The 26,945-nt window shown below is 60.5% G+C and carries 25 protein-coding genes; 10 read left to right on the top strand and 15 right to left on the bottom strand.

From position 1 onward, the window contains the following. Positions 1 to 314: 314 nt before the first annotated feature. Positions 315 to 851: an integrase core domain-containing protein gene (locus J6497_RS28815; RefSeq protein ID WP_225707642.1), complete on the bottom strand. Its 537-nt coding sequence runs from the start codon at positions 849 to 851 to the stop codon at positions 315 to 317. A 419-nt stretch (positions 852 to 1,270) separates the two neighbouring features. Then, the gene (bfr, locus tag J6497_RS28810) at positions 1,271 to 1,756 is read right to left on the bottom strand and encodes a bacterioferritin (protein WP_225707641.1); all 486 of its coding nucleotides are present in this window, start codon (positions 1,754 to 1,756) and stop codon (positions 1,271 to 1,273) included. Positions 1,757 to 1,806: 50 nt separating this feature from the next. Between bfr and J6497_RS42100 the strand changes: the two genes are divergently transcribed. Then, positions 1,807 to 2,067, top strand: a complete 261-nt coding sequence (locus J6497_RS42100) for a cold-shock protein (protein ID WP_376708281.1) — start codon at positions 1,807 to 1,809, stop codon at positions 2,065 to 2,067. Positions 2,068 to 2,593: 526 nt separating this feature from the next. Here J6497_RS42100 and J6497_RS28800 read toward each other — a convergent pair. Together J6497_RS28800 and J6497_RS28795 are read right to left on the bottom strand one after the other, a co-directional pair. Then, complete coding sequence (locus tag J6497_RS28800; RefSeq protein WP_225707639.1) at positions 2,594 to 2,947, bottom strand: hypothetical protein; 354 nt, start codon at positions 2,945 to 2,947, stop codon at positions 2,594 to 2,596. 131 nt (positions 2,948 to 3,078) lie between these two features. Further along, a complete protein-coding gene (locus J6497_RS28795; RefSeq protein WP_225707638.1) occupies positions 3,079 to 4,107 on the bottom strand; it encodes an integrase core domain-containing protein in 1,029 nt (342 codons plus the stop codon). 803 nt (positions 4,108 to 4,910) lie between these two features. Between J6497_RS28795 and J6497_RS28790 the strand changes: the two genes are divergently transcribed. Both J6497_RS28790 and J6497_RS28785 read left to right on the top strand, forming a co-directional pair. Next, positions 4,911 to 5,162, top strand: a complete 252-nt coding sequence (locus J6497_RS28790) for a hypothetical protein (protein ID WP_225707637.1) — start codon at positions 4,911 to 4,913, stop codon at positions 5,160 to 5,162. A gap of 228 nt (positions 5,163 to 5,390) precedes the next feature. Then, positions 5,391 to 5,609 carry a hypothetical protein gene (locus J6497_RS28785; RefSeq protein WP_225707636.1) on the top strand — a complete coding sequence of 73 codons (219 nt, stop codon included), beginning with the start codon at positions 5,391 to 5,393 and terminating at the stop codon, positions 5,607 to 5,609. A gap of 1,204 nt (positions 5,610 to 6,813) precedes the next feature. On the opposite strand, the gene J6497_RS28780 is transcribed toward J6497_RS28785, so the two are convergent. The 3 genes from J6497_RS28780 to J6497_RS28770 all read right to left on the bottom strand — a co-directional run bounded on the left by J6497_RS28780 (position 6,814) and on the right by J6497_RS28770 (position 11,709). Then, the gene (locus J6497_RS28780; protein ID WP_225707635.1) at positions 6,814 to 6,984 is read right to left on the bottom strand and encodes a hypothetical protein; all 171 of its coding nucleotides are present in this window, start codon (positions 6,982 to 6,984) and stop codon (positions 6,814 to 6,816) included. A gap of 390 nt (positions 6,985 to 7,374) precedes the next feature. Further along, a complete protein-coding gene (locus J6497_RS28775) occupies positions 7,375 to 7,758 on the bottom strand; it encodes a DUF1330 domain-containing protein (RefSeq protein WP_225707634.1) in 384 nt (127 codons plus the stop codon). 498 nt (positions 7,759 to 8,256) lie between these two features. Further along, positions 8,257 to 11,709, bottom strand: a complete 3,453-nt coding sequence (locus J6497_RS28770) for a YncE family protein (RefSeq protein WP_225707633.1) — start codon at positions 11,707 to 11,709, stop codon at positions 8,257 to 8,259. A 939-nt stretch (positions 11,710 to 12,648) separates the two neighbouring features. Here J6497_RS28770 and J6497_RS28765 point away from each other — a divergent pair. Next, complete coding sequence (locus tag J6497_RS28765; protein ID WP_225707632.1) at positions 12,649 to 13,335, top strand: GntR family transcriptional regulator; 687 nt, start codon at positions 12,649 to 12,651, stop codon at positions 13,333 to 13,335. A 6-nt stretch (positions 13,336 to 13,341) separates the two neighbouring features. On the opposite strand, the gene J6497_RS28760 is transcribed toward J6497_RS28765, so the two are convergent. The 7 genes from J6497_RS28760 to J6497_RS28730 are packed head-to-tail and all read right to left on the bottom strand — an operon-like array spanning position 13,342 to position 19,484. Beyond that, positions 13,342 to 14,454 (bottom strand): Zn-dependent alcohol dehydrogenase, encoded by a 1,113-nt coding sequence (locus J6497_RS28760; protein ID WP_225707631.1) that lies wholly within the window; start codon positions 14,452 to 14,454, stop codon positions 13,342 to 13,344. Then, positions 14,454 to 14,762 (bottom strand): DUF6166 domain-containing protein, encoded by a 309-nt coding sequence (locus J6497_RS28755; protein WP_225707630.1) that lies wholly within the window; start codon positions 14,760 to 14,762, stop codon positions 14,454 to 14,456. The genes J6497_RS28760 and J6497_RS28755 overlap by 1 nt, the downstream gene beginning before the upstream one ends. A gap of 31 nt (positions 14,763 to 14,793) precedes the next feature. Next, complete coding sequence (locus J6497_RS28750) at positions 14,794 to 15,513, bottom strand: ABC transporter ATP-binding protein (RefSeq protein ID WP_225707629.1); 720 nt, start codon at positions 15,511 to 15,513, stop codon at positions 14,794 to 14,796. Beyond that, complete coding sequence (locus J6497_RS28745) at positions 15,513 to 16,313, bottom strand: ABC transporter ATP-binding protein (protein ID WP_225707628.1); 801 nt, start codon at positions 16,311 to 16,313, stop codon at positions 15,513 to 15,515. Before J6497_RS28745 ends, J6497_RS28750 begins: the two co-directional genes overlap by 1 nt. 1 nt (position 16,314) lies before the next feature. After that, a complete protein-coding gene (locus J6497_RS28740) occupies positions 16,315 to 17,328 on the bottom strand; it encodes a branched-chain amino acid ABC transporter permease (RefSeq protein ID WP_225707627.1) in 1,014 nt (337 codons plus the stop codon). After that, positions 17,325 to 18,206 (bottom strand): branched-chain amino acid ABC transporter permease, encoded by an 882-nt coding sequence (locus J6497_RS28735; RefSeq protein WP_225707626.1) that lies wholly within the window; start codon positions 18,204 to 18,206, stop codon positions 17,325 to 17,327. Before J6497_RS28735 ends, J6497_RS28740 begins: the two co-directional genes overlap by 4 nt. 3 nt (positions 18,207 to 18,209) lie before the next feature. Then, positions 18,210 to 19,484, bottom strand: a complete 1,275-nt coding sequence (locus J6497_RS28730; RefSeq protein WP_225707625.1) for an ABC transporter substrate-binding protein — start codon at positions 19,482 to 19,484, stop codon at positions 18,210 to 18,212. Positions 19,485 to 19,683: 199 nt separating this feature from the next. Here J6497_RS28730 and J6497_RS28725 point away from each other — a divergent pair, with 199 nt between their 5' ends. The 4 genes from J6497_RS28725 to J6497_RS28710 are packed head-to-tail and all read left to right on the top strand — an operon-like array spanning position 19,684 to position 22,014. Further along, positions 19,684 to 20,487: a sterol desaturase family protein gene (locus J6497_RS28725; protein ID WP_225707624.1), complete on the top strand. Its 804-nt coding sequence runs from the start codon at positions 19,684 to 19,686 to the stop codon at positions 20,485 to 20,487. A gap of 13 nt (positions 20,488 to 20,500) precedes the next feature. Beyond that, complete coding sequence (locus J6497_RS28720) at positions 20,501 to 20,899, top strand: hypothetical protein (RefSeq protein WP_225707623.1); 399 nt, start codon at positions 20,501 to 20,503, stop codon at positions 20,897 to 20,899. 19 nt (positions 20,900 to 20,918) lie between these two features. Further along, positions 20,919 to 21,128 (top strand): hypothetical protein, encoded by a 210-nt coding sequence (locus tag J6497_RS28715; protein ID WP_225707622.1) that lies wholly within the window; start codon positions 20,919 to 20,921, stop codon positions 21,126 to 21,128. A gap of 52 nt (positions 21,129 to 21,180) precedes the next feature. After that, positions 21,181 to 22,014, top strand: coding sequence for a phytanoyl-CoA dioxygenase family protein (locus J6497_RS28710; RefSeq protein WP_225707621.1), 834 nt, complete (start codon positions 21,181 to 21,183; stop codon positions 22,012 to 22,014). Between the two features lie 87 nt (positions 22,015 to 22,101). Here the strand turns inward: J6497_RS28710 and J6497_RS28705 are convergent, their stop codons facing one another. Continuing rightward, entirely contained in the window at positions 22,102 to 23,139 is a 1,038-nt protein-coding gene (locus tag J6497_RS28705) for an alpha/beta fold hydrolase (protein ID WP_225707620.1), read from the bottom strand. A 258-nt stretch (positions 23,140 to 23,397) separates the two neighbouring features. On the opposite strand from J6497_RS28705, the gene J6497_RS28700 reads away from it, so the two are divergent. Together J6497_RS28700 and J6497_RS28695 are read left to right on the top strand one after the other, a co-directional pair. Next, complete coding sequence (locus J6497_RS28700; protein WP_225707619.1) at positions 23,398 to 24,696, top strand: hypothetical protein; 1,299 nt, start codon at positions 23,398 to 23,400, stop codon at positions 24,694 to 24,696. Between the two features lie 16 nt (positions 24,697 to 24,712). Continuing rightward, positions 24,713 to 26,884 (top strand): hydantoinase/oxoprolinase family protein, encoded by a 2,172-nt coding sequence (locus tag J6497_RS28695; RefSeq protein ID WP_225707618.1) that lies wholly within the window; start codon positions 24,713 to 24,715, stop codon positions 26,882 to 26,884. Positions 26,885 to 26,945 lie beyond the last annotated feature (61 nt).

Below are 26,945 nucleotides of genomic sequence, written 5' to 3'. Positions count from 1 at the left end.
CGTCGTCACGGCTGGTATTGATCGGCGCAACAGGCGATTTGGCCGTGGCGGCCACTGTGATAGAAACAGCAATTGCGAACGCAATCGCGAGGCTGCGGACTTGAATCTTCACGGTAGTTCCTGTTCGTGTCAAACATGACAATCCACCGCTTGACGAGAATGACCTTGCAATGCCGGCGAGGGAAATCACCTCTTGCCATAGAGTCGATAGACGATCGTTATTGCCGCCACGCCGCCTGATGCCGTAGCGAGGAATGCCACCAGCCGCATCTGCAGAGACTTCTAAACCCGCTGCCGCTGTGTGTACCGAAAACTTAAGCTCGGGCGTAGTGGTGATGAAGTCCGCCCAAGATGGCAAGTGACCTGACCACACCGGTTCGCTGAACTGGGCGAGAATCCGGCGCATCCTTGTCCACGGCCGAGTGCATCCGCGTCTCATTGCAGTAGCGAAGGTAAGATTTCAAAATCCGGCGCAGATGTGCCTCGCCCAGGATGTGGTCCACACATTCACGCCGGATCGATCCGATCAGCCGTTCGACAAAGCCGTTCTGCCAGGGTGAGGCCGGTGCGGTCGGCTTGTCTCGAATGCCCATGGCACGCAGTCGGCGTGTGACGACCACACCGTAGATGCAATCCCGGTCTCGGATCATGTAGCCCGGAGCCTCGTTCCAGGGGAATGCCTCGGTTATTTGACGCGCGACCCATTCGGCGGTTGGATGTGCGGCGACGTTGACCCAGACAAGATCTCTGCGGTCTAGCCGAACGATGACGAAGGCATAGAGCAGTTTGAAGCCAATTGTCGGGACAACGAACAAGTCCAGTGCAGCAATGTCTGGCGCGTGGTTATGCAAGAAGGTCCGCCACCCCTGGTGGGGCGCCCACGCCGTTTGACCATGTACTTGGCGACGCTCGACTGCGCGACTTCAAACCCAAGCTTGAGCAGTTCGCCGTGGATGCGTGGCGCGCCCCACAGCGGATTTTCGACGCTGATCCGCCGGATCAACGCGCGCAGCGCCGTTGCGATCTGCAGTCGCCCTCCCCGTGGGCGCGACCTCCAACGCCAGTAGCCGCGGAATCCGGCTCTGTGCCAACGCACGAGCGTCTCGGGCCGGATGATTGTGAGAACCTGCAGGATTGCCGGAAACCACCCATACAGCTGGATAAAGAACCATCGATCAAGGTTCGTGAGTTGAACGCGACCGCGCGATCTGCGCCTCAAGACCATCAACTGATGCCGAGAAGCAGCGTGCCAATTCGAGGGGGAGCAAAGCTAATGCTCGCTTTCGAGTCCGCCGACATGACTCTGCGTGTAGAGCTCGAGTCCGATCCGTCCGATCAGGTCGAGCTGTGTCTCCAGGAAGTCGATGTGATGTTCTTCGTCCTTCATCAGATCCTCAAACAGGTCCCGCGAGACATAATCCCGGACGCTGTGGCAGTGGGTCGCCGCCTCTTCATAGAGCGAACGGGCGCTGATCTCGAGCGCGAGATCACCCTCGATGATTTCCTTGACGTTCTGGCCGATCCGTAAGGGATCGAGCACCTGCATGTTTGGAAATCCGTCGAGGAAAATGATCCGATCGGTGATGCGATCGGCATGGTTCATCTCCTCGATCGATTCCTTTCGCCAAACCTTGGCCATCTCCAGCAGACCCCAGTTCCGCAGAAAGCGGTAATGCAGCCAATACTGGTTGATCGCAGTGAGCTCGTGGCGCAGGCCCTTGTTCAGATATTCAATGACCTTTGGGTCGCTCTGCATGATGCACTCCCGATGTTAACCTGTTTAGTTTAGAACTATTCCGAATCGGAATGAAGTCATCGCGCAGGCCCTGCTATACTCGGGGCATGATCGGGCAAACGGCAATATCGAAGAGCGGCATAGGGATCGTCATCTGGTTCGACCCCAAGCATCACTGCGGCTTCATTAAACCAGACGACGGTGGTCCTGATCTGTTCGTGCGCTCCTTTGTTAGAGCAGCAGCTTTCAACACGGGGCAGCGCGTTGAATACACGCTTGTGGCATCAGGCGAACCGGCCAGGACCGAGGCTTCGATCCGGACCAAGCGGTAGATACTGAATCTAAGCTCGCGTGATAAGGACATGGAAATCCCTGAAAACGGATCCCGGGAAACCTCGGAACCTTTCCCGGGCAGATGTCCGATCGGGTGTCGGTTGAGGGGTCAAACTGCGACCTGTATTCTACGTCCGCTTCTGGTTCCGGACCTGACGTTAACGGCGGCGAAACGCAGGCGACGCGGATTGCCGCGCAAGCGATTCGCTCGCCCTTTTTCCACATCTTCCATCGGTTGCGGTTGGCCACCGTTCTGGACGCAACGGGTTGCGGCATTCGACTCGCGCGCGGCGCCGGGCGCATCGTCGCGCCATGCCTTGGCGGAAGAAGCCCAAATCCGAGATTGCGCTATTGGACAAGCGGCGGGCCGCCGACGCGAAGGCCGCCGGCTTCAAAACCATTCTCGTTTACTGTGTCGTGCCGCCCGATCGCGTCCCGCGCGGTTGGCATTCGGCAGAGTTGAAGCTTGACGACTTGCCCCGCACCAAATGCTCCATTAGCGACGGGGAGCGTGTTCGATGAAAATCATTGCTCACCAACATCCTGCGATGCGGGCGCGATAGCCGCCCCCCTCTCTGCACGCAGAGCGGCAATCATTGACCACCATGGCAGCACATCTCCTAAATCAAAGGGGAAGCGTCGCGTCGATTGTTCTTTACCTGCCTGTTCGACCAATTCGCGATGCACTGAAGAAAGCAGCCATCCGTCAAATTTTTCTTCTGCCGCCGCCGACAGTGTGGCCAAAAATCCAGCTTCATCGGTCTCACTAAGTATTTCCTCAAGGTCTTCGATGGAGCAGAACACTACCTTCCGACGATCAATGGCGGCAATGTCTGGGTCCGCATCGGCGAATGCGTTCGCGGCGGCAATTACTTTCACCCTCAGTTGCCTAGACATCGTGATCCACGAGTCGAGCGTTAGAACGATGCCTTGTGCGGTCGGATTTACGCGCACTTCAGGTACGAGACCCCTTCGCGCATGAGCGGTTTGACGCCTGTGCCTACCGTGAATCAAATCCTGTCATACTCATGATGCAGTCCGCCCAGAATTGGACGGCAGATAATGCGTCCGGCTGTCTCGACGGCCCGTGATATCGGCGCGTCCTTGTTCAACGACAAGTGAGTGCGCGTGCCATTATAATAGTCCAAGTAGCACAGCAGGACATGGCGCAAATGGCGTTCGCTGAACACCACGATATGATCGAGGCATTCCCTGCGGATCGAGCCGATCAGCCGTTCGGCGTAGGCGTTTTGCCAGGGTGAACGCGGTGACGTCGGGCGGTCTCGAATACCGATGGATCTAACCCGACGTATGAATATCTCGCCGTAGGCGCCATCGCGGTCCCTGATCAGGTAACGAGGGATCTGCTCCCAGCCACACGCCTCGGTCAGCTGATTGGCGATCCATTCGGCCGTTGGATGCGCGGTGACCCCCAACCACAGGACCTGCCGGCGGCCATGGCCCATGATCAGCAACCCATAGAGCAGCCGGAACGAGATCGTCGGCACGACGAAGAGGTCCATCGCGACAATGCCATCCGCATGATTGCGAAGGAACGTCTTCCACGCCTGCGAGGGAGGTCCCCTCCTCCGCGCCATATACTTGGCCACGCTGGTCTGGCCAATGTCGATGCCGAGCTTGAGCAGTTCACCATGGAGTCTCGGCGCTCCCCACAACGGGTTGGCGAGGCTCATCTCGCGGATCAGCCCGCGAACTTCCAGCGACACTGGCGGCCGACCGCGGCGGCGTCGCGATTTCCAGCGCCAATACGCTCTGAAACCGGCGCGATGCCAGCGGATCACAGTGTCCGGTCGGACGATTGCCAGCGCATCATACATCTTGGGAACCAGCCGGCAGACGCCTCCCAATATCAATCTGTCAATCGACCCAAAGGGAAGTCTCTTGGGATTGGCACGCCGCAGCACATTGATTTGCTGCCTCAGCACCAAAATCTCTGCCTCGAGCGTTGCGCGCGACCGGAAAAGATCGATCACCACCCAAGGATCAGTTTGCACAAATCCAACATCGAGCGGCAGCATCGCCCGATTCCCGATCAACCGCCAGCGGATTGGATTTACGATGGGGACAGCGCCTCAGCACCATGTCTCGGCCAGAAGTCTTGTTGAGCGAGCGCAGCCATCCATGATACTAACCCCCTGTTTATATATAGTTTTAGTAGTATTTATAGGTGGTATTTATGAGTGGTTGCAGCGGCATTTCAGCCGACGCTCTGCGTAAGCGTATCCGGGCGATGACCCAGCGTATTGCGGAACTTCACGATCTTAGAAGGCAAGTGCAGCAGGCCGAAGCGAGAGCGCGTGTCAGGCGCCGAAAGAGAGCACGAGACGCGCGGATCGCAATTACGCGGCGACGTGCCCGCCGCGGCGTTGCCGGGACCTCCATCAACTACGACAAAGGTGTTCGTTAGAACTTGCCTTGGTCGAGTGGGTTTTCAGAACCAATAGCGCTGCCGAACGGCAAGAAGCTGGCCTCCCCGCGCGACGCTGCGAACTACATCACCGCCCTCCCCGCGAAGGAAGCCAACGCGCCGGAATGACAGGCCGCTACAGAGAACCCCACGATGGCACCCCTGGAACTATCACATTGGCTGATGATATCGGGGGGCCTACTGGTGGTGGCCGGCCTTGTTGGTCTGCGGGTTAGCCCGAAGAAGCTAGATCAACCCGGTCCTGCTCCCGAGCAGCCAGCCGAAACTCGTCCCCGCCGGCAGATGCCGCCTTTGCCAAGGCTCATCGAGTCCAAGAACCTCACCGAGCCGACGAAGGCGGGTGCGAGCAGACCGCGGTCACTCCACTCAAAAAGCGAACCAAAGGATCAATCTATGGCCAAGAGATTTGAACCGATCGGGCTCCTTCCAGGACTGCAAGAAAGAGGATTCCCAGCCTTCATTGGCGATACTGACGAAGCAGCGAAGTTCGTTCAAGACCATATTGACGGAAGCGATTTCCGAAATCACCTGTGGTGGCAAACCGCCATGGCCGAGCTAAGCGCTTATCCTTCAAAACAGAACGCTGAGGCAGTGCGAGCGCAGATTGTTAATGCGCTCAGGCAAGAAGGTTGGCTGAAAGAATAGAACGACCACTAGATTATGGCCGGCTTCAGCGAGCCGCGCGAAGTTTCGCGCCCGCGCGCCGGCCGCATAGCTCTGCGTCTGGCCTCATGCGGCATCTCCAACGTGTTCGCCAAGGCGCTGAGGCATCACGGTTCACCATGGGTCAATACTCCGATGGTCTAGATTTCGTTGAAGTTGCATTGTGGTTGGATGCTCTCGGTTTTTGCTTGGGGGAAGGATCAAGCCATCATGGCTCAACTGGATAATTTGAAACTAAGTTCGGCCACCTACGATTCTCAGAATGAGCTGGCTCATCTCTCCTTCTCAGGGTGGCGGGGCGGCAAACCGATTGCATGCAATTGCACATTGCACGTTGAGACGCCTGGCGACTTGCCTGAGAGCCAAGTACAAGCAGCCATCAAAAAGGAAGCTGCCAAACTTTTATCCGAGCTCGCTGCACTGCTTTGATTCCAGCTCGGCAATCTGGTTCTGGAGGCTACTGACAATAGTCTCCAGTTGCCCAACTCTCGCCGCGAGAACCTCGAAATCGGAGCGGAGGTTGGTCGTATTCGCATCTCCATCACGAGTCTGGATTTCGTCCATCGCTTCTCTCCTTCGGGCCATAGACCTCCGCGCGCGTACAGCCGGCGTCAGCGGTGTCTGGAAGGCGTCAATCGAGCAGATCGTCGGGCTCTTCGTCGGGCCCCCAATGAATTTTCGAAGCATCGACGGGGGTCCCACCCATCGATCCGAGGCACAATCGCAACAACGACATGGCCTGCACGCCCACCTCTTCGCCCGTCACCCGGCGTGCGCGCACGACGCTGGCGATCTTCGACCAAAGCACGATGCCTGTAATTCAGCCACGGCGCGCCTCGGCTTCGAAGGTTCGTCAGACGTCCAGCTGCGCCTCGGTCATCCATTTCGGAGGTTTCCCAAGCAGCGCTGCAGTCGGTTCGTTGCGGTTCGGTCGAGCAGCACGTCACATCAGTCATGCAAGCGCCGACGCGGTCACTTTCGTACGCGCTCCCTACATTGATTTGCAAAGTAACTCCTTCACCGGAACTCCCTATGCGAACGCACAAGTTGCTTACTGCTCTCATTCTCGCGAGCCCTGATCGCCGCGCCATCGGTGGCACTGGCCAAGGCAGCGAGTTTCGAAACGCCACTGCGGCCGCCCGTCATCGTCGACGCCCCTCGGTTGGTATCTCCACGCACCTCGCCCTACGTGATGGGATCCAGACACGCCGCGCTCCACTGGCCGGCCGCCAGCGCTACATTTCAGCGCTGACCGATCCGCAGGGCTTGAAGGTTTGGAGCGAGCGCCCGTGCAAGCAGCCTTCATGTTTCTGGGCGTACGCAAGCACGCCCATGACAATGAAAGCCACCACGACCAATCCGGCTACGAGGTTGTGCACCATGGTTGTCACTCAACTCATACGAGGCGACCAGCGCGATCGTGCCCAGGCGCGATCGTGGAGATCAACGCCGGGGCGCGCTCCCTCTCGGCCGACCGGGGCTTGGGGGCTGAGGTAGGTCAGCGAGAGGTCGCGTAGCCATGAGAGCACAGCTGTCGGACCGATGGCAGTTAAAACCGTGCCGTGCTGCGCAAAAATCTAGACGTCGTACAGGGCCTTCTGTTGCGACCCCTGCGGATTCAATCGCTTGGGTCTTAGGAGGAAGCCGCTATGGCTTGTTCCAGCTCCTTAACCAATGCTCGCTGGAGTACAGCAAGCCTGGCAAACAACGCTTTCTTGTTCGAGTCGGTCGCGAGCTTGCTGATTAACTCGCACTCCTCGGCTTCATTCCGAAGCTTCTCCAAGTGCGCCTGCATGTCCTTCATTGGGATTTTCCTCCCTGCACCGGGAAGATTAGGCAACGGAGGAGGCCGAGAGCAATAACCTAGAAGAATTAGGGCTGCGCCTTTATGGGCCCTTGTGCTCTGCCGCTTCCCGCAGCTCTGCCGCCATATCGGGGCGCCGCGGTTCAAGGCACGTTTGGTGTCCGCTATGCCCTTAGTAGCTGGCGGGAAAGCCGACACGGCTGGAGGTCCGAGACGGGTCAAAATGCGAAGAACTCAACGTCAGCAAATCTAGTCCGCCATGCCACACTGAGCGGACCTCAACGAAGCGTGCCGCCACGTCGCTGATGGGCCAATGGGCGACATTGCAGGCTTATTTTGAAATGAAAGAGGCCGCCAACTGATGGCGCCTCTATCGCGTTGCGAAACGGACTACTGCTTCACGCCATCCACAGCGACGACATTGTACTTCGCATAGGAGTCACCGATCTTTCGGGCGGCCACATATTCAGGTGAATTGCGCCAGCCCTTCAGCGCCTCCATGCTCTCCCAGCGAAGAATAACAACACGTCCTTTTGGCAGCGTCCCGTCGATCATAGTTCCCGGTCCCGCTGCGACGTAGACGCCGCCATGTTCTTTGATCGATTTCTGAGCAGGCGGCAGATAGTCCTTCTTATAGCCGTCCGGGTTAGTGACTTCATTGATCGCGACCATATAGACGGGCGGCTTCGCCTGCGCGTGAAGAGTCTGAATGGCAACCGCGCCGATCGCCATCCCTGTTAGGATTGATAAAGCTACGGTGTGACGGGTTTTCATTGTGTATCCCTTCGGTTGGCGCCGCGCCATGGCGAACGCAACTAATATAATTTGAAGTGTTGTGCCTGCCGATGGCACTAAGCTGCCAATTATAGAAACGGGGACTTCGGCAGGTCGCGATTTTTTGGCAGTTCGCAGTTCTAAGTCAAAGCAGTGTGCATGACCGCGCTCGGACACTACATTGTTATGGGTTATTGGGGAACGCCTAATGTCGCACATGGGTCATTCGCGTCGTTCTGACCGTGCGCCGAGCACTTCCGGTCTACCCCGATAAGCGGACAAGTTCAGAGCCCATCGGCATGTCTCAAAGGGGCCCAAAGGCGGACATGCGGTACCTTGAGCTTAGTTACAGTCTTGCGGGCTGGCAGCTGTCGCGCTTTCCTTCAGATACCCACTCGCAAACGATATCCGAAAAAGATTAATTGACACAGACGTTCAGCATGCCCCGTCGGCCGCCACCACGCGCTCTGGGCGGGCGGCGGCGCGGCGCGTCGTTGGTTACACGGCTTCCTTGTACGCGAACGGCAGCGCTTCGGCAGCCATCACCCCGGCGGCGTCGAGGATCTTCACCACGCCGGACGCTCCGATGAAGACTGCCGTGAGCCCGACCGCAATGAGCTTGGCCTGCGGCGCCTTGAATACGGTTCCGATCCGTATCATCAGCCCCAAGGCCACTAGGCCGTTGAAGACGATCGTCGGGATGGCCTGTACCTTCTTCTCCAAGGCGAACAGCATGAGCAGGCCGGCCATGCAGACGCCGGTTGCGCAGACGATCGTCGCCGCGCCATTGGACGCCCACACCGGTTTGACGATCAGGCCCATCGGAACGGCGGCCACATCCACGAGAACTGCCATGGTCGGATAGGCCCAGAGGATCGTATTGATCTCGAGCGCCTCATCGTTACCGGCATTGGTCTCCAGGTCCGACCACAGCAGCAGTCCCCGCGCGACGCCTCCGAAGGCGGCGATCAGCAAGGCCCTTATGCCGGCGAAGATGCCCTTTCGCGCCGGCGTGAATTCGTCGATCGTATCGACGAAGATCGTGGTCACCGCACCGAGCGTACCGGCGACGAGCGACCAGACCACCTGGGCGATGCCGGCGAGGATGCCGGAGAGTTGCGTCGCCCCGGCGAGCGCGCGGCGGCCGCTGGAGATGGCGGCAACCGCCAGTGAGCCCGGGAGCGCGATCAGCAGGCAGGCCAGGTCGAGGCCGGTCAGTTCGCTTCGGGCCACGGACCGGTAGAGGTCGGACACGAACGGGATCGTGATGGGATTATCCCGAATGTACGACCATGCGGATGCCAGCAACTGCTCCAGCAGGCGCATCGCGGTGTCGAACACCGCGCTCACGACGTGAAGGCCGACACGCAGAGTGCCGCGCACGAGCTCCAGGAAGAATCGGAAGCTCTGGGAGAAGAGATCGCTGTTCGCGGTGTCTAGCGCGCTCTTGAGCCGCTCGATGGTTTGGCTGACGTCACCGGTAACCTTCGATTGAAGGTCGTCGAGGAACCGCGATATCTCGCTCTGAAGGCCGCCCGGCAGAGTGAACTCGGGGATTGCGACCGCCGCGCCGGGCGCAGCCGCTGACAGCCCATGCGCCTGCATGGCCTGATCGCTGAGCAGATTGTCGCTCATCTTAGACTGCAGCCAGTTTGAGGTCGCCCCGCCTTTGGCCGGATTGTTCTTGCCGGCATTGCGGCTCTGCACGGACGCTCCCGAATCCTTGCCGATGAGGCCGTTGAGGTCGTCGAATGCGCGGTCGAGCTTGCCGCGCAACTCGAGGAAGGCCCGGTCGCCCCTCTCCCGCGCCTGCGTGAGCAGGCTCTTGCCGCCCGGGGTCTGCGGCTTGAGCAACCGATCGAAGGATTGTTCGACCTTCGCCTTGATCTCGTTCTTGAGATCGACGATCGCCGTCCAGTTGAAAATCAGGCTCAGGCTCTGCAGCACCTTGTCGATGGCGCCGACGATCTCGTTGAAGATGCCATGGATGATGCCAATCGCGTGCTCGACCGTATCGACGATGAAGTCCATCGTCCGCTCGATGCCGTTGATGACCGCCGTCACGACAGTCTTGACCACGTCCTTGGCTTTGTCCTCGATCTGCTTGGCGGCATAGACGATGGCGTTCTTGATTTTGGCGGCGCCGCTTTTCAAGGCGTCCCATAGATCGCCCCACGACATCAGCATGCTTTCGTGGCTCACCGGGTGGTCCTTGAGCCAGCGCTCGATCTGGTCCTTGGTCCCGAGATAGGCGAAAGTCGAGCGCGTGGGATCAAGATCGAAGGCGAACGCCTTGTTGCAGACGAGCTTGCAGGCGTAGTCGCCGGCCTTGCAGCAGCAGATGGTGCCCATGTCGCAGCCAGGCGCGAGGTAGCGCTTGCCGGACGCCGCCAGCAGCATCTTTCTGTTCTCAAGAGAATCCTTGACCATGCTGGTGGTAGCGCCGATCATGCCGGCGACGTTGGCCATGACCTTGCTGTCGTTGCGGTATTTGTCCGCGACAATGAGATTGCCGTCATAGCCTTTGGCGTTTTGCAGGCGCGACTGGGTCACCTTACCCAATTCGTCATGCAGTTGTGCATCGGGCCGAACGAGAACCCGGTCGTCGGGGTCCATGAAACTCGTGAACAATGTCAGGGCTGGGCTCGTCAGTCCGCTGCGGAAGACTCCCTTGGAGTCGACGTCTCCGGCCGGCATGCCGATGCGCAGCTTTCCGCTGCCGTCGGTCTTGAGTGCCGCGGTGGTCTTGGTGTCGACCTTGTAGGACGTGCCGCCGCTCTCGATCGTGATCGGGCTCGTGCAGCCGACCATCACCGTCTGCATCGCCCATGGACTGCCATTGCGGTCGTAGAGGGTGATTTCGGAGTGGATCGCAGGCTTTTTTTCTGCCTTCCGACCCGCAAAGGCGAGATCCTGCACCAGCACGGACTCGGCGTAGAACTCGCGCACGATATCGGCGAGGCGCACGGCGCTGACGGTGTCCTCGTCAGTGTAGTAGACGACGCCGTTGTCGACGCCGACGATGTAGCCATAGAGGCCGGTCTTATGTTTGACCACGGTGCCCGTCTGCGGATCGACCGCGTAGATGAAGGTGTCGCGGCCGTTATTCTCGGTGCAGACGGCGTAGACAAGCCCGTCGTCCTGGAATATCCGCTCGACCGAGCCCGAGCCGAGCTGCATTTGCCGCACCGCCTTGCCGGTGACGGCGTCGAAGACGAAGATCCGACCGTCGGTCGTGCCCGCATAGCAGTATTTCGGATCGGCGGCAGCCGCATAGGTCAGCTTCGCGTTGACGTCGACGCGCCATGCAACGCTTTTCAACGCGGAATCCAGCGCGATCACCGCGGTGTCGTTGAGAACGAAGAACGTCACAGGTCCGTTGGACGCCCCGCCGACGAACTTGCCAATGGTCAGGCCCGGAACGGTGATCGTGCTGCGGACCGCGAGCGTCAGCGGATCGATCACGTCGATGAAGTTCGGCGTGCGCGCCACCAGCGCGGCCCCGGGCGCCAGGACCGGGAAGTCACGGATCGCTGGATTGGCAACGTCGCCGATGACCTGTCCGCCGTTTATCGGCGCGACGCGCCAAAGGCCTGTCCTTTGGGCGAAGAGATAAACGGATCCCGATTGCGACTGCACCCAGCCGGGGTCGGTGTTGTACCGGCCAATCGCGCGTGGCGCGGCATGTCCCGCGATATCCGCCTTGTAGACATTCCCGTCGGTGCTCACAACCATAAGCCCGCCGTCGAATGGCTGCACCGCACGCGCGTTGCCGTTGAATCCGGTCAATTGATATTGCAGCGCACCGGTCACCCGATCATAGCCGTAGACAATCTGGTCGAAGCACAGCCACATCTGGTCGTAAGCGAGGCACGGAAACCCGTAGGACGTCTGATGCGGCAGCGGCTTGCTCCAATTGGTGGTCGCGGCAGAGGCTGTGAGGATGCTCATTGTCTGTCGTACTCCGGTCAAAAGAGCAGCGGCAGGCGGCCCGTTATGGCGCCAGTTGCTTAAGCTTCGATCGAGTTGATCCGCCGAATGCTGCTCAGAATCGGCGGGAGCAATGAATGCTAAGCGCCGAATTCTTCCGGCATCGCTATTTTGCGCGGGCAATTTTTACACGATTGAAGGCTCAATTCCGATTGGCATTTGATGAAGTTGGTCCATAATGGCTGCGCAGCATCGCTGAATATTCACTTCGTCGTTTGTTACGGCCCAGACTTCCATTTCTCCGTACAGGCTTCAATCGCGCAAGGCTGCGTAGAAAGTCCTAATCTGGTCTACTGTTCGGAAGTCTAAACGTCCGCTTCGGTCAACTCGGAAGTGGCGCACGAAGCTAGTCTGCAGCTCGCCCAACAGCCGGTTTAGGCGCGGGTGCCCGCGAGGACCTGTGTGCCTTGTTTTCGCAAATCAGAGGTTATGGCACGGCGGCCCATGACAGATGCTAGAGCGCGCCTCACCCATCCATAACCGCTCATACCGCGAACGGCCGGGCCCATGCCCCCAAACTGATGAGCTTCGTATATTTGCTTACCAGTCGTTGGACTGACTTTCATTGTCAGTCGCCGGCTGATCCCATTTTCTTTCTTTGTTAATCAGCCGACTCACATCCTTTCGAGAACTGGCGTCAGTGCTCTCCTGGAGCATGCCAAACTGCATACTCTTGAGCGGCGCTGATGCTCGAGAGGATCGGCTTTTCCGTCGATGTCGCCCGATAGCCGTCAAGCAGCAGCCTCGCGGCGGGCCGCGGCATCGGTTTCGTACAAACCGCTATTCTTGGGCGGTGCTCCCGCTACCTCCTATTGCTCCATGATATACGACCAATATACATTTGGGATCAGTTTGCTGCAGTAAATATCCGGCCCAGGTAGCCAGAGATCCGAGGATTCATTGAATTCCAGAAAGCCAACGAAGCGACGACCCGCGACCAAAGAACAACCGGACGGCACGCTCACCGACCGCGCCTATCGCGAGCTTGAAGAGATGATCGTGACGCTGCGATTGTTGCCGGGGACCGTGTTGTCGGAACAGGCGCTATCGGTGCGTCTCAAGATAGGGCGAACCCCAATTCGCGAAGCTTTGCAGCGTCTCGCCAGGGATGGCCTTGTCGTGATCATGCCCCGGCGCGGGATCATGGTCTCCGAGATCAATCTGAGGCTACAGCTGCGGCTTCTCGAAGTCCGGCGCGAACTGGAGCGCTTGATGGCCAGTCTCGCCGCCGAGCGGGCCACACCGGAGGAGCGTCGCGAATTCGCCCAGATGGCGGAAGCGATGCTGACGGCTGCAGATAAAGCCGACGACATCGCATTCATGCGCCTTGATCAGCGCTTCAATATCCTGATTGCGACGGTGGCACGAAACGAGTTCGCGCGGCGGTCCATGGGATTGATGAATGCCCTGTCGCGCCGCTTCTGGTACCAGCACTACCAGCAAGTCGCGGACCTGCCGCTTGCCGCGAAATTGCACGCCGCCGTGGCCAATGCGGTTGCGCAGAAAAAGGCGAAGGCGGCCGCGGCTGCATCGGACCGCCTGATTGATTACATCGAGGACTTTGCCCGCAAGACCCTCGACGCGTGATGCTCGTCAATCGAAGGTGATAGCGCTGCGAATGGTTTCGCCGCGTTTCAGAGCCGCAAAACCCTCGTTGATTTCGTCGAGCGTGATATGGCGGGAAATCAACTCGTCCAGCATGAGCTCGCCATCGAGATAGGCGCGCGCCAACAATGGAAAATCACGCCGCGGACGCGCATTGCCGTAGCTGACGCGGCGGATACGCTTTTCCTGCATCAGCGAGCCCCAACGAAACGAGACGTCCTTGTTGACGTCGATCTTGCCGAGCCAGATGATCTGGCCGCCAGGCCGCACCGCCTCGGGCGTCACCCTGAACGCCGAAGCGCTTCCGGCCGACTCGATCACGACGTCGGCGCCGCGCCCGCCGGTCTCGCGCCTGGCAGCAGCGACTGCATCCTCCTTCGATGCATCCACGCCCCGTGTCGCACCCATCCGCGCAGCAAGCTCCAGCTTCGCCGGATCGATATCGACGGCGATGATCGCGCCCGCGCCGGCGAGCCGCGCACCCTGCACCGCAGCCAGCCCCACCGCACCGCAGCCGATCACCATCACGGTATCGCCATGCGCGATCGCACCAAGATTGAGCGCCGCGCCGGCGCCAGTCATGACGCCGCAACCGATCAGGCAAGCACGGTCGAACGGGATCTCCTTCGGAACGGCAATCGCCTGCTGATCCGACACGACACAATATTCGCCGAACGAGCCCAGAAACATCAACTGCTGCAATTGCCGTCCGTCGGCGAGCGTGGTGCGGGCGCCGCCATCGAACGCAACGCCCTTCGGCCCCTCGCCGAGATATTGCTCGCAAAGGATCGGCGTGTCACGGTCGCAGTAAAAGCAGTGTCCGCAATGCGGATTCCACGACAGCACCACGTGATCGCCGACCTTCACGCCGCGTGCGGCGGAACCGACCTGCTCGACGACGCCGGCGGCCTCGTGCCCGAGCACGATCGGCAAGGGATAGCGCAGCGATCCCTCGATCACTTCGAGATCGGTATGGCACAGTCCGGCGGCGCGGATCCGGACCAGTACGTCATTTGGCTGCAATGCCTTGGCCGAAACGGTCTCGATCGACATCGGTGTCTGCGCGGCATGGAGAACCGCGGCGCGATATTGCAGGGCCATCAGGCCACCGCCTTGCCGGGAAGCGCGGCGAGGGCTTCATCGATGTCGGCTGAGGTCATTTCCCACTCGTTTCCGAAGTTCGCCACGACAGCCTGCATGAAGGGCTCGACGGACGCCATAGCCTTACTCGTGTCGCCGAGATGATTGACCAACAGGGCCAGCGCGAGCTGGCGCGGCTCCGGTCCCTCATAGCTCCACTCAAAACCGTTCTTTGTGAACTCCTTGACGCCAGTACAGGGATCAAGCGGTGCGCCATCGACGGTCACCTTGACCCCGTCGATGGTCCGGTCTCCGACATAGTGCTTCATGCTGCTCTCCCATCTTCCAGGATTGGCGGCGTCACGAGACGACCTCGATCTGGCCTGCAATCACCCGCATGACATCGCGGTCACGATGGGCCTGCGCCAACGTTCCCGAGAACATCATCTCGCCGCGCTCCAGAACATAGATCCGGTCAACATAATCGGGAATATGGTGGACATTGGATTCGGCCATCAACACGCCCTTCCCCATTGCCCGGATCGAACCGATGCCCTCGGCAATCAGTGGAATGATCGCCGGCGACAGCCCCTCGAACGGCTCGTCGAGCAGCAGCAGCTTCGGGTCGAGCGTCAGCGCACGGGCGATCGACACCATCTTGCGCTCGCCGCCGGACAACTGCCCGCCGCCGCGCGCCAGATACTGCCGCAGCTTTGGAAACACCGTGTAGGCCTCCTCGATGCGGGCAGTGGCCGCCCGCCCGGTCGGCCGTGTCCAGGTCGAGAGCTCGAGATTCTCGGCCACGGTCAGGTCGGTGTAGACTTCCGATTCCTCCGGTGAAAAGCCGATGCCGCGCTGCGCGATCCGCCAGGTCGGCAGCTTTGTCAGGTCGGCGCCCTCGAAGCTTATGCTGCCCGACCGCGCGCGGCGATATCCCATGATGCTGCGAAATGTCGTGGTCTTGCCGGCACCGTTTCGCCCGACCAGGCAAACCAGCTCACCCGCGGCCACCGACAGGCCAATGCCGTTGAGGATGCGGCTACCCTCGATGTCGACTTTCAGGTTCGACAGGTCCAGCATCAATGCGCCTTTCTCAGGGTTTGCGGGCGCGTTCCGACCACCGCCGCGAGCATGGTGGGATCGGCGAAGAATTCCTTTGGCGGCATATCGGCCAACACGCGGCCTTCCTGCAGCGCAACAATGCGATGCGAGTACCGTTCGACCAGATCCATATCGTGCTCGACCTGGACAATGCCGCGCACACCGGCCGCCTTCGCCGCCGACACCAGAACTTCCATGATCGAGTGCTTGTCGCCGGTCGATACGCCGCTGGTCGGCTCGTCCAGCAGGATGACCGACGGTTTGAGTGCAAAGGCGCTGGCGATATCCAGCAGTTTCTTCTCGCCCTGCGACAGCGTCGAGGCAATCGTTTCAAGTCTGGCGCGCAGCCCGAGCACTTCGGCAATGCGTTCGGCATCGGCCTGCAGCACGTCATCGCGCCGCAGCGAGCGGAACGGATTGCCGACGCGGCACAGGCGGGAGGCGACCGCAACCGCCAGCGTTTCACGCACTGTCAGCGCCGGGAAGATGTTGACCAGTTGAAAGGCGCGCGACATGCCGCGCCTTGCGAGTTCGACCGGCCCGACGCCGGCGATATCGCGGCCCATGAAGCGCACCTCGCCGGCCGTAGGCCGCAGCAGGCCGGTCGCAACGTTGACTAGCGTCGTTTTGCCGGCCCCGTTCGGCCCGACGATCGAGATGAACTCGCCGTCGTTGACATGGAGGGAGACATTGCTGAGCGCCTTGAACGCGCCAAAGGATTTCGAGACGTTGATGGCCTGGAACAACGGTGACGTATCGGCGGCGCGAGCGGGCTGCATCTCATCGCCCTCCCTGACGCCGGTTGACCAGCGCCTCGACGGTGCCCGACAGGCCCTGTGGCATGAACACCACCAGCAGCACCAGCACGGCGCCCATCACAAACCGCCAGTACTGGGTGATCGACATTACGAAATCCTGCAGTACCACGAAAACCAACGCTCCGATCGCAGGCCCCGCAAATGTCCCGCTGCCGCCGAGCACGGCCATGAACACCAGATTTCCGGAATGGGTCCAGTATGCGAGTTCCGGATCGGCGAGGCCGGTGGTGACGGCCAAAATAGTCCCGCCGATGCCGCCGTATACGGCCGAGATCACAAACGCAGCCAGCCGCATCCGAAAGATCTGCACGCCGACATAGGCGGCCTTGCCGGCGTTCTCACGGATCGCGCGCAGATGCAGGCCGAATGGCGATTGCGTGATGCGCCACATCACGAGACCCAGCAGCGCGAACAGCAGCAGTGCATAGTAATAGAACGGACCGGTCAGGAATGCAGTCTTCCCTCCCCGCCATTCCATTCCAAGCAACAGCGGACGCAGCACGCGCATGCCCTGATCGCCGCCGGTGATGTAGTAGAACTTGAACAAAAAGGAGTGGAACAGCATACCGAATGCCAGCGTCAGCATGCCGAAGAAAATTCTTGTGTAACGAACACAGAGGGCGCCGACCACGAGCGACACCAGGGCGGACATCAATGTCGCCACAAGCAGCAACAGTTCGAAACTGAGCACGCCGAATTTCGAGGTCAGGGCCGCGGCCGTATAGGCGCCGACACCGAGAAACAGCGCGTGACCGAACGATAGAAGACCGGTGTTGCCGAACAGAAGGTTGAAGCCCAGGAGCGCGATACTGTACCCGATGAACGGCAGCATCAGCAGCAGCACATAGGGCGACGCAATGAACGGCAGCAGCGCCATGATGACGGTCAGCCCCAGCAGCACCCGCAACCCGTTGGGCCGCAACACGGTCCGACGCACGACCGTTTCCGAGCCGATATCGATCGACTGGTTGCTCACGCGGCCGCCTTTCCGAACAGGCCGGCCGGCCTGACAATCAGGACAAGGACGACGACGAGGTAGACCGACAGCATCTCCATCTCGGGCACCAGCGAAATCGCCGCCGCGCGCATCAGGCCGACAACGAGCGCTCCGACCAGTGCGCCGCGCATGCTGCCCAGCCCGCCGATCACGACAACCGCAAACGACTCGACCACAAGCTCGACCGCCATGTCGAGCGATGCCGCGCTTGAAGGCACCACCAGCGCACCGCCGACCGTGCCCAGCATGCAACCCACCGTGAAAACGAGCGCAAAGATCTTCGAGGCGTTGACGCCGAGACCCTCGGCCATGTCGCGGTTTTCAGCCGTGGCGCGCACGATGCGTCCGATCTTCGTGCGCTCCAGAAACAGACCAAGGCCCACCGCGATAGCCAAACTTGCCGCGATCACGAGCAGATTATAGGTCGGGACCCGGACGCCGAGAAACTGCGCGGAGCCATAGGCGAGATAGACGTTGTCCATCGTGCGCGGGGTGGCGCCCCAGAGATAGCGGAAGACGTCCTGAAACATCAGGAGGAAGCCGAACGTGATTAACAGCTGATAGCTCTCGTCACGGCGATAGATCGTGCGCAGGACGCGCTCGATCGGCAATCCGACCAGGCCGATTACGAGCCCCGCCACAACCAGAACCGGGAGAAACAACACGGGTGGCATGCCGAGCTTGATCGCCAAGCCGACCGCCGTGATGCCGAAATACGCGCCGAGCGCATAGAACGAGCCGCAGGCGAGATTGACGATCTTCTGCACGCCGAACACGAGTTGCAGTCCCGCCGCGACGAGAAACAGCACGGCGGCGTGGAATGTCCCGCCAAGGACAACATCCACCAGCTCTGTCATGTTTCAGACCGGCATCTTTGCCGTCTTGATCCATTCCCAGAAATCCGCACCGGGCGGCTTTTGCAGCTGTTCGGCCTGGAATGTGTCGATCGAAGCCAGCGTCGGAAAATCGTACTTGTTGGTGTTGGTCGATGGTCCCTGATAAAACACCTGCTCGGCAATCTTGTCCTTGCGGAAACGGCCCTTGCCACCGAGGCTCTCTACCTCAAGGCCGGGCATGGCCTCCGCCACCTGCTCCTGGGTCGGCCATTTGCCGCCCGCCTTCTGCGCGGCCTCCACGCCGGCCTTGTAGGTGGCGAGCGCGAAATAGGCGCGATCGGCTTCCCAATGCGGGGCTTCCTTGTAGCGGTCCATGTAGTCCTGAACGAACGCCTTCTGCAGCGGTGAAGCCTGCGGGTGGTCGAAGTACAGCGTGTTGTGTCCGAAGATGATGCCTTCGGGCGTGAACTCCTTCTTGAGCTGGTTGATCTGCCAGCCCGCCGCCGGCAACACCATCTTTACGCCGTTGAACAGGCCCGCCGCGTGACCTTGCTTCATGAACACCGGAAGATCGGCGAACAGCATCGACGAGAAGATGAGGTCCGGCTTGGCCGCATTCAGCGCGGCGATATGCGAGGTCAGATCCATCGTTCCGATCTTCGGCCATTGCTCGACGACGAATTCCGTCTCCACGCCATAGCGCGCGAGGATTTGCTTGAAGGCCTCCCAGTTGTTGCGGCCGTAAGAATAGTCCGGGTTGATGCCGGCGACGCGCTTGAACTTACCCTTGAAATGCTTGACCGCCAGCAGCGACCCCATCACCGCTTCGCATTCATTGTCAGTCGAGCGGAAGACGTATTTCGAATTCGGCATCATCTCCTTGACGCCGTCCTGGGTGGTGCCATCCCACATAACGACCAGCGCCTGCTCCTCCTCGGCGACGGGCGCAACGCCCAGGCTGACACCGGTCGAGATCAGGCCGTGGATGGCGTCGACCTTCTCCTGGAGGATTAAGCGTCGAAGCCGCTCGATCGTATCCTTTGGGTTGGTTTCTTCCTCGATCACCAGCTCGAATTTGCGTCCGGCGATACCGCCTTCCTTGTTCATCCGCTCGGTAGCCCATTGTACAGCGCGGATGCCGCACTCGCCGGCGGTACCGGCAGCGCCCGACCGCGGCGCGATGATTCCGATCCGCAGCGGCTTGTTCTGCGCCAGCGCAGGCGCGAACAGTTTCGAGATCGCGGCGGCAACGAGCCCGGAACCCGCAAGTCTGGAAAAATCGCGACGCGTGAGCTTCATCCGTTCCTCCCGTTTATGTTGCGCATCTGCCGTGCGCTCTTGGCATACCATAAATATATGAGCGACATCCCATCAAGCGATATTTTCGGAGGAAAGCCTCGTCCAGCGTCGCGCGGACCCTTTGCCGCAGTGATAGATTGATGATATATTAGTCGCTGCAACAGCCTCGGGATCGAAGTGGGATACGGGAGAAGGCGCGATGGAATTATCGTCTAGTCCGATGACGGAGCGGCAGCGGAAATACCGGGCGAACTACCGCTACCGCATCGCCGGATGGTACAATGGCTGGCTCCACGTCTTCGTCATCTACGTGATCGGGTTCACCGCGCTTTCGATCTATTTTGCCAACGTCGTCAATCTGCGCTGGTGGGAACTCGCGATCGTGCCGGTGACGTTCCTGTTCGCGAACTTCTTCGAGTGGTGGATCCACCGTTTCGTCATGCACCGGCCGTCGCAGGTCAAGGCATTCCGCGCGATCTACAACCGGCACACCTTGATGCACCACCAGTTCTTCACCGACTCCGAGATGCGCTTCGCCGACCATCATGACTGGCGTGTGACGTTCTTTCCGCCCTACGCGCTGGTCACCTTCACCATGATGTCGATACCGCCCGCGCTGGCGCTCGGCCGGCTGATCTCGCCCAATGTCGGCTGGCTCCTGATCTCGACCACGACATCGATGTACCTGATCTACGAGTTCATGCATTTCTGCTGCCATGTCGACGAAAACTGGTTCGTGCGCAACGTCCCCTTCGTCAACACCATCCGGCGTCACCATGCCGCCCATCACAATCAATCGATCATGATGGAGCGGAACATGAACCTCACCTTCCCGATCATGGACTGGCTGTTCGGGACCTCGGACCTCGACCGCGGGCTGATTGGCCATCTCCTGAACGGCTACGACACCCGTTTCGTCAAGACCGACATGCGCAAGACCTCGCGGACGCCGAAGCCGGCCTTGACGCGACATCCAACGGGCTTCGCCACACCCGCCGAATAGGCCGCGAGTTTCCATGGACGCCATCGAACCACGCTGGGTTTCGCTGCTCTGGTTTGCGGGCTTCGCGACGGTTGGCGCGATTGCGTTCCTGATGGTCTCCGGCATGTTTCCGCTGCGCTCGCGCCCGGACGCGACGAAATCAAATGCAGCCACCGTGCTAGTGTTCGGCAATGCCGTTCTGCTCGCGGCCCTGCTGGCCGGCACGGGATTGTATGGCTATGCCGAACTCAAATGGAGCACGCTGGTTATCGTCATCGGGCTGGTCGTGCTGTTTGCCCCCGGCCTGTTCGAAGCATGGCCGGCACGGCTGCGGGATGGTCCGGCCGGACTTGCCGCGCTGGTCGGCGTTCAGATCCTCGTTCTCGCGGTCCTTGCGAAAGTCGCATGGTCATCCATCGCAACCACGTCGTAGCCACCGGGAGATTCAGGTGATGCCCGTAAGAATCAAACTTGGACTTTCCCTGCTCGTCGTGCTGGTGGCGGCCATCGCGGTTTACTATCAGCACGTTCTGGGCCACGAGCGTATCCAGTACGTTGTTGCATTCCTCGGATTTTTCATGATCTTTGCGATGTGGCTGTTTCCCGAAGTCAAACGCGAGGAAACCGCGGGCGGCGTCCGGCGCGACGGCGCGCGACAATGAATGCCGGCAAGGCTCTGCCGATCAACAAGAAAAGAAACATCGGAGGAAGTCCATGACGAAACTGCTGAGTGAGAACGAAGTCGCGGCCTATCGCGAGCGCGGTTACCACTTTCCGGTCAACGCGCTGACCGAGGGCGAGGTCAGCGAATTTCGCGGCAAACTGGAAGACTATGAGGCGAGGACCGGCGGACCGATCAAGGGCGAGATGCGCCATCGCAGCCACGTGCTCTTCCCGTGGATCAACGAGATGATCCGTCATCCGAAAATCCTGGACGCAGTCGAGGACTTGCTGGGACCGGACATCCTCTGCTGGAACACCAGCTTCTTCATCAAGGAGCCCCATGATCCGGGGTTCGTCTCCTGGCATCAGGATGCGACCTATTGGGGCCTCGATTCCTCGGACGTCGCGACCGCCTGGATCGCGATGTCGCCGGCCAACAAGGTCTCCGGCTGCATGAAATTCGTGGCCGGCACCCACAAGCAGCAGGTCACGCACGAAGACACCTTCGACCAGAACAACCTTCTGACCCGGGGGCAGGAGATTGCCGTCAAGGTCGACGAGTCAAAGGCCATTTTTGTTGAACTGAAACCGGGTCAGGCCTCGCTGCATCACGTGCTGCTATTCCATGGATCGGAACCTAATCGTTCCGACGACCGCCGCATCGGTCTGGCGGTTCGATATATCCCGACGCGATTGAAGCAGGCCGTGGGCCAAAGAGACTGGGCAACGCTGGTGCGCGGCAAGGACACCTACCATCACTTCGAGCCGGAGCATGTCCCGAAGCGCGACCTCGAGCCCGAGGCGCTGGCCTTCCACAAAGCCGTCACCGAAGAGCAGGTGCGCGTGCTCTATCGCGGCACCGACAAGACCGCTTACCGCGCGTAACCACGACGCGGTTGCCAGCTGTCGGAATTGCCGGGACCGCGCCCTTGTTGGGCGTGATCCGGGCGAGCGAGCATGACGATGGCCTCTTCAACAAGCGTGGCCGATCAGGAATTCGCCGATCGCACCTCGAATTTCATCGAGTTGTGGCGACGCATCGGCTGCAACGGCGTGGCCCGCGTTACCATCCAGTCGCACCAGCGTGGCGTCCGGAATGGATCGGGCCGCCTCGATGGCGTCATCGACCGGATTGTAGAGGTCCAGAGCGGGAACAAGCAGCAACGTCGGCGTCTTGATCGTTCGCAGCGCCGCCGCCGTATCGCCGTCGAATCCGGGCGTTGTGCCGACATCGTGCGCATCGTAGGCCCAGCTCTGATAAATCCAGTCGAGCGGATCGGACGCCACGCCGCGCGCCGTCTCGACCACCTGGTCCACAAGACCCGGAACAGCCGCCGCCGCGACGCCTTCGAGTGCCCTTGGTTCGCGGTTGGTGATGACGCGCGTCAACGCAGCCCAGGCCTCAATGCCAGAACCGTACGGACCGGACGGATAGCCAGGATCGGCCCGCAGGATCCGGCGGGCAACTTCATTCATTGCAACTGACCAGGGACGGGTACGCGCCATCGGAACAAGCGCTACGATGCTTCTCATGCAATCGGGATGGCTGACGCCCCATTGCAGCGCCTGCATGCCGCCCATCGACGCGCCGACGATCGAGGCCAGCCGCTCCACGCCGAGCGCGTCGAGCAGCTTGCGCTGGCTTGCAACCATGTCGCGGATGGAAAACCTCGGAAACGAAAGATCGGGCTGCGCCTCGCTATTGCTGGGGGAAGTGCTCAGACCGTTTCCGATCGCATCGGCGCAAATGATGAAGTGGTGCTCCGGATCAAGTGGCCGCCCCGGTCCAACCAGGAAGTCGAGCCGGTGATGGGTCGAACCGATCGCAGTCAGGACCAGAACGACATTATCGCCGGCGCGGGTCCCGTGCGTGACATAGCTGATCTCGAAATCGCGAATGGGTTCACCGCTTTCGAGCGGCAGGTCGCCGAGCGCCAGCACCTGATGCGGTCGCTCGATCCAGCCCGGCTGAAGTTCCGGATGCTGCCAACGTTGTCTGCGAAGTCGCACCGTCATTCTCCTCTGCGCGAAGCGGATCAGCAGCAAGCTACAGGATGCGGACGCGGAAAGTCCAAGCTTTCACCTTGCGTGCGTGGCCGCTTTCGATCGGCAGCTTCGCTGAAGATGTTGCGACGCAGTCGCTGGCGATGCGCGAAACACGAGATCTGCACACGCAAACATCTTGTTCTCGCCAGTCTCAATCTCTTGTGCCAGACTTGTATTTGAAAAGGCCACAACAGAGGGCCGGCAAAGCGGGGAGAAAACACGATGGACCTTTGGACAGGCGTTGCGCTGCTCGTTGCATTTCTTGCCATCGTCATACTGATCATTCGCGGGCAAAGCCCGATCATCATGTTGCTGATATTGGCCGTCCTTTGGGCGGCGATTGCCGGCATCGGTATCGACGACATCCAGAAGAAGGTCATCCAGGCCGGCGGCGTGCAGTATGCCAGCGCAGTAATCATCATCGTATTTGGCGCATGGTTCGCCCAGGTCCTCATTCAAACCGGGATCGCGGAGAGCGTCATCCGCTCGGCCGTCGAGTTGGCAGGAGACCGGCCGCTGGTCACCGCGATGACCATCACGCTCGTCACGGCACTGCTGTTCACATCGATGTACGGCGTCGGCGCCGCGATCGCCATCGGCGTCATCGCGCTACCGATCATGCTGAGCCAGGGCATTCCCCCGCACGTCGCCGCCCCCGTATTCACGATGGGCATCGGTGCCGGCACGTTCATCAACCTCGTTCAGTTCGGTACATTCCAGAAGCTGTTTCCCGGTCTCAAATACGAAGCGCCCTATCTGACCTATTGGGTGGTCGGGATGTGCGTCTACATTCTTGCGGCATGGATGCTGGCATTCTTCTATCTCCGTAATGGCGGTGTCCGCCGGCTGGCCTCGGTCGACATAGCCGGCGAGAGCGCGGCCCCTGCCCGCAAACGGACTCCCTACTACACCTATATCGTGCCGATCTTCCCGGTGATCATGATCCTCGTCCTCAAATGGGAGATCATTCCAACCTTCATCGTCTCGATCCTGCTGGCACTCGCGCTAACCTGGCCGGACCGCACGCTGCAAGGCCATCTCAACCTCTTCAACAAGACCTTCTCGGATGCGTTTCCCGATATCGCGACCATTGCCGCGCTCTGGACGATCTGCGGCATGATCATCGTTGCGGGACAGACGCCCGAGGTTGCGGGAGCATTGAAGCCGATCTTCGCACCGATCCTGCCGCATACGCCGTTGCAGGCAGCGGTGTTCTTCGGATTGCTGGGCGGAATCGCCAGCATCTATCGAGGGCCGATGGTCGTCATCGGCACCGGCGCCGCCCTGCTTGCGATCATTCTCGCCAACAAGGAGATCCCGATCCCGTATCTCTATTCGATCTGGCTCGCGCCGACCGTGCTGCAGGGGAGCATGGATCCGACCAACTCATGGACGCTGTGGACGATTGGGCATACGAAAGTCAGCCACGGTCAATTCCTGAAAACCGCGCTGCCGTTCGGCTGCCTGATGGTCGCCGTCAATTCGTTGATCTGCTACCTGATGCTGGGCTCCCTGCAATAGACGAGGAATGTGAGCGATGACTGAGTCTTCGGCCTCGGGCCGCGCCTATCGCATTGGTATTGACGTCGGAGGCACCTTCACCAAGGCCGTGCTGATCGACAATGTGACCCACGAGGTGGTCGGGCGGTTCTCCGTGCTGACCACCCACTCCGATCCGCGCGGCGTGGCAAAGGGCGTGGTCGACGTGTTCCGCAATGTGCTGGAGCAATCGAACGTCGATCCGAAGGAGGTCATCTTCCTTGCCCATTCGACGACGCAAGCCACCAATGCCCTGCTAGAGGGGGATGTCGCAAATGTCGGTGTGATCGGAATGTCGACCCGCATGGAGTCGCTGCTGGCAAAGGGCCAGAGCGCCATGAAGCCGATCGAACTCGCGCCAGGGCGTCACCTCACCCCGTCCAATCGTTTCCTGATCAAGGAAACGCTGACGGACGAGACGATCGGCAAGGTCATTGGCGAACTCAAGGCGGAAGGCGCCAAAGTCATCGTCGCAAGTTCGGCCTTCGGCGTCGATGACAATGAGGGCGAAGAAGCCGTGCGCCGTCTGGTGGTCGAGGCCGGCCTCGCCGCAACTTGCGGCAATGAGATCACCAAACTCTATGGCCTGACCACGCGGACCCGCACGGCCGTCATCAACGCCAGCATTTTGCCGAAGATGATCGACACCGCCACGATGACGGAAGCCAGCGTTCGCGAGGCCGGCATCCAGGCGCCGCTGATGATCATGCGCGGCGATGGCGGCGTGATGGATATCAAGGAGATGCGTCGCCGCCCCGTCATGACGATGCTGTCCGGCCCGGCCGCGAGCGTGGCCGGCGCGCTGATGTATCTGCGGGTGTCCGATGGCATCTACTTCGAAGTCGGCGGCACCAGCACCAATATCGGTGTCATCCGCAACGGACGGCCGACCGTCAAGTATGCGCGGGTCGGCGGACATGAGACCTATGTCAGTTCGCTCGATGTCCGCGTGATCGGCATTGCCGGCGGCAGCATGGTCCGGGCCCGCGGCGGCAAGCTCGTCGACGTCGGGCCGCGCAGCGCCCACATCGCCGGACTTCCCTACGCCGCCTTTGCCAATCCTGAGGACATCAACGACCCGAAGATCGAGTTTTTCCAACCGAAGTCCGACGACCCCGCCGATTATGTTGCGGTACGTTCGGCCAACGGCACACGCTATGCCATCACCAACACCTGCGCCGCGAACATTCTCGGCTACGCCAAACCGGGATTGCACGCCAGCGGCAACGTCGAGGCGGCGCGACGTGCCATGGCCGCGCTCGCCGAATTCACCGGCAAATCGATCGAGGACACCGCGCGCGCGATTCTCGATATCGCCACCGACAAGGTCATTCCCGTCGTCGACGATCTGATCGCCGAATACAAACTCGATCGCGATCAAGCCGTGCTGGTCGGAGAAGGCGGTGGCGCCGCCGCCTTGATCCCGCACGCTTCCAGCCGCACCGGACTCCACCACGAGATCTCGAAGGACGCCGAAGTCATTTCCTCGATCGGTGTCGCGCTTGCCCTGGTGCGCGACGTCGTCGAGCGCGTCATCCCCAATGCGCAGCCTGAAGATCTCAAGCGGATTCGCCGCGAAGCCTTCGAGGCCGTGATCAGGCTTGGCGCAGCGCCTGATAATGTCGAGGTGACGATTGAGGTCGATCAAAGTACCCATCGTATCCGCGCAACCGCCATGGGTGCCTCGGAGATGCGCGCGCGCCAGCGCCGCGATGAGGTCGGCGAGACCGAGGCGCGGGAAATAGCGGCGAAGGCAATGGGCGTCAGCCTGGAGCGCGTCGCACTCGCCGCCGCCACGCCGCGCATGCGGGTATTCCAGGGCGAGGTCGAGGAACGGAGCTGGGGATTCTTCAAGAAGCGCCGCAGCCCGGTTCGCGCAGTCGATCTCGACGGTGTCATTCGGGTGCAGCGCAGCCACAGCGTCGTCCGCCCGGTCTTGGCGCAAACCGCGCTCGATGGACTGCGGCGGCTGTGGGAAGACACCACAATCTATAACGGCGACAGCACCATCACCCCGGATATTTTCGTGATCGTCGGCGGTCAGTTGATCGACCTGTCGGGGGTCAGCTCGATCGATCAGGCGATGGCGGTGACCCGAAGCGAGCTTGATGGACTCACCGCAGACGCCTCGATTGCACTGATCGGCATTCCGCCGTCGCGGGGACTTTAGCTGTGGCGCCCACCATGGCAAACGCATCCTGGTTCTCGCATGGCGCGGCCGCGGCACCCGA

Origin of the sequence: Bradyrhizobium cenepequi, from assembly GCF_020329485.1 — a bacterium.
In the GTDB taxonomy this organism is placed as follows: domain Bacteria; phylum Pseudomonadota; class Alphaproteobacteria; order Rhizobiales; family Xanthobacteraceae; genus Bradyrhizobium; species Bradyrhizobium cenepequi.
Note: the sequence above shows the minus strand (reverse complement) of the source record. Positions and strands in the feature narration are given on the sequence as shown.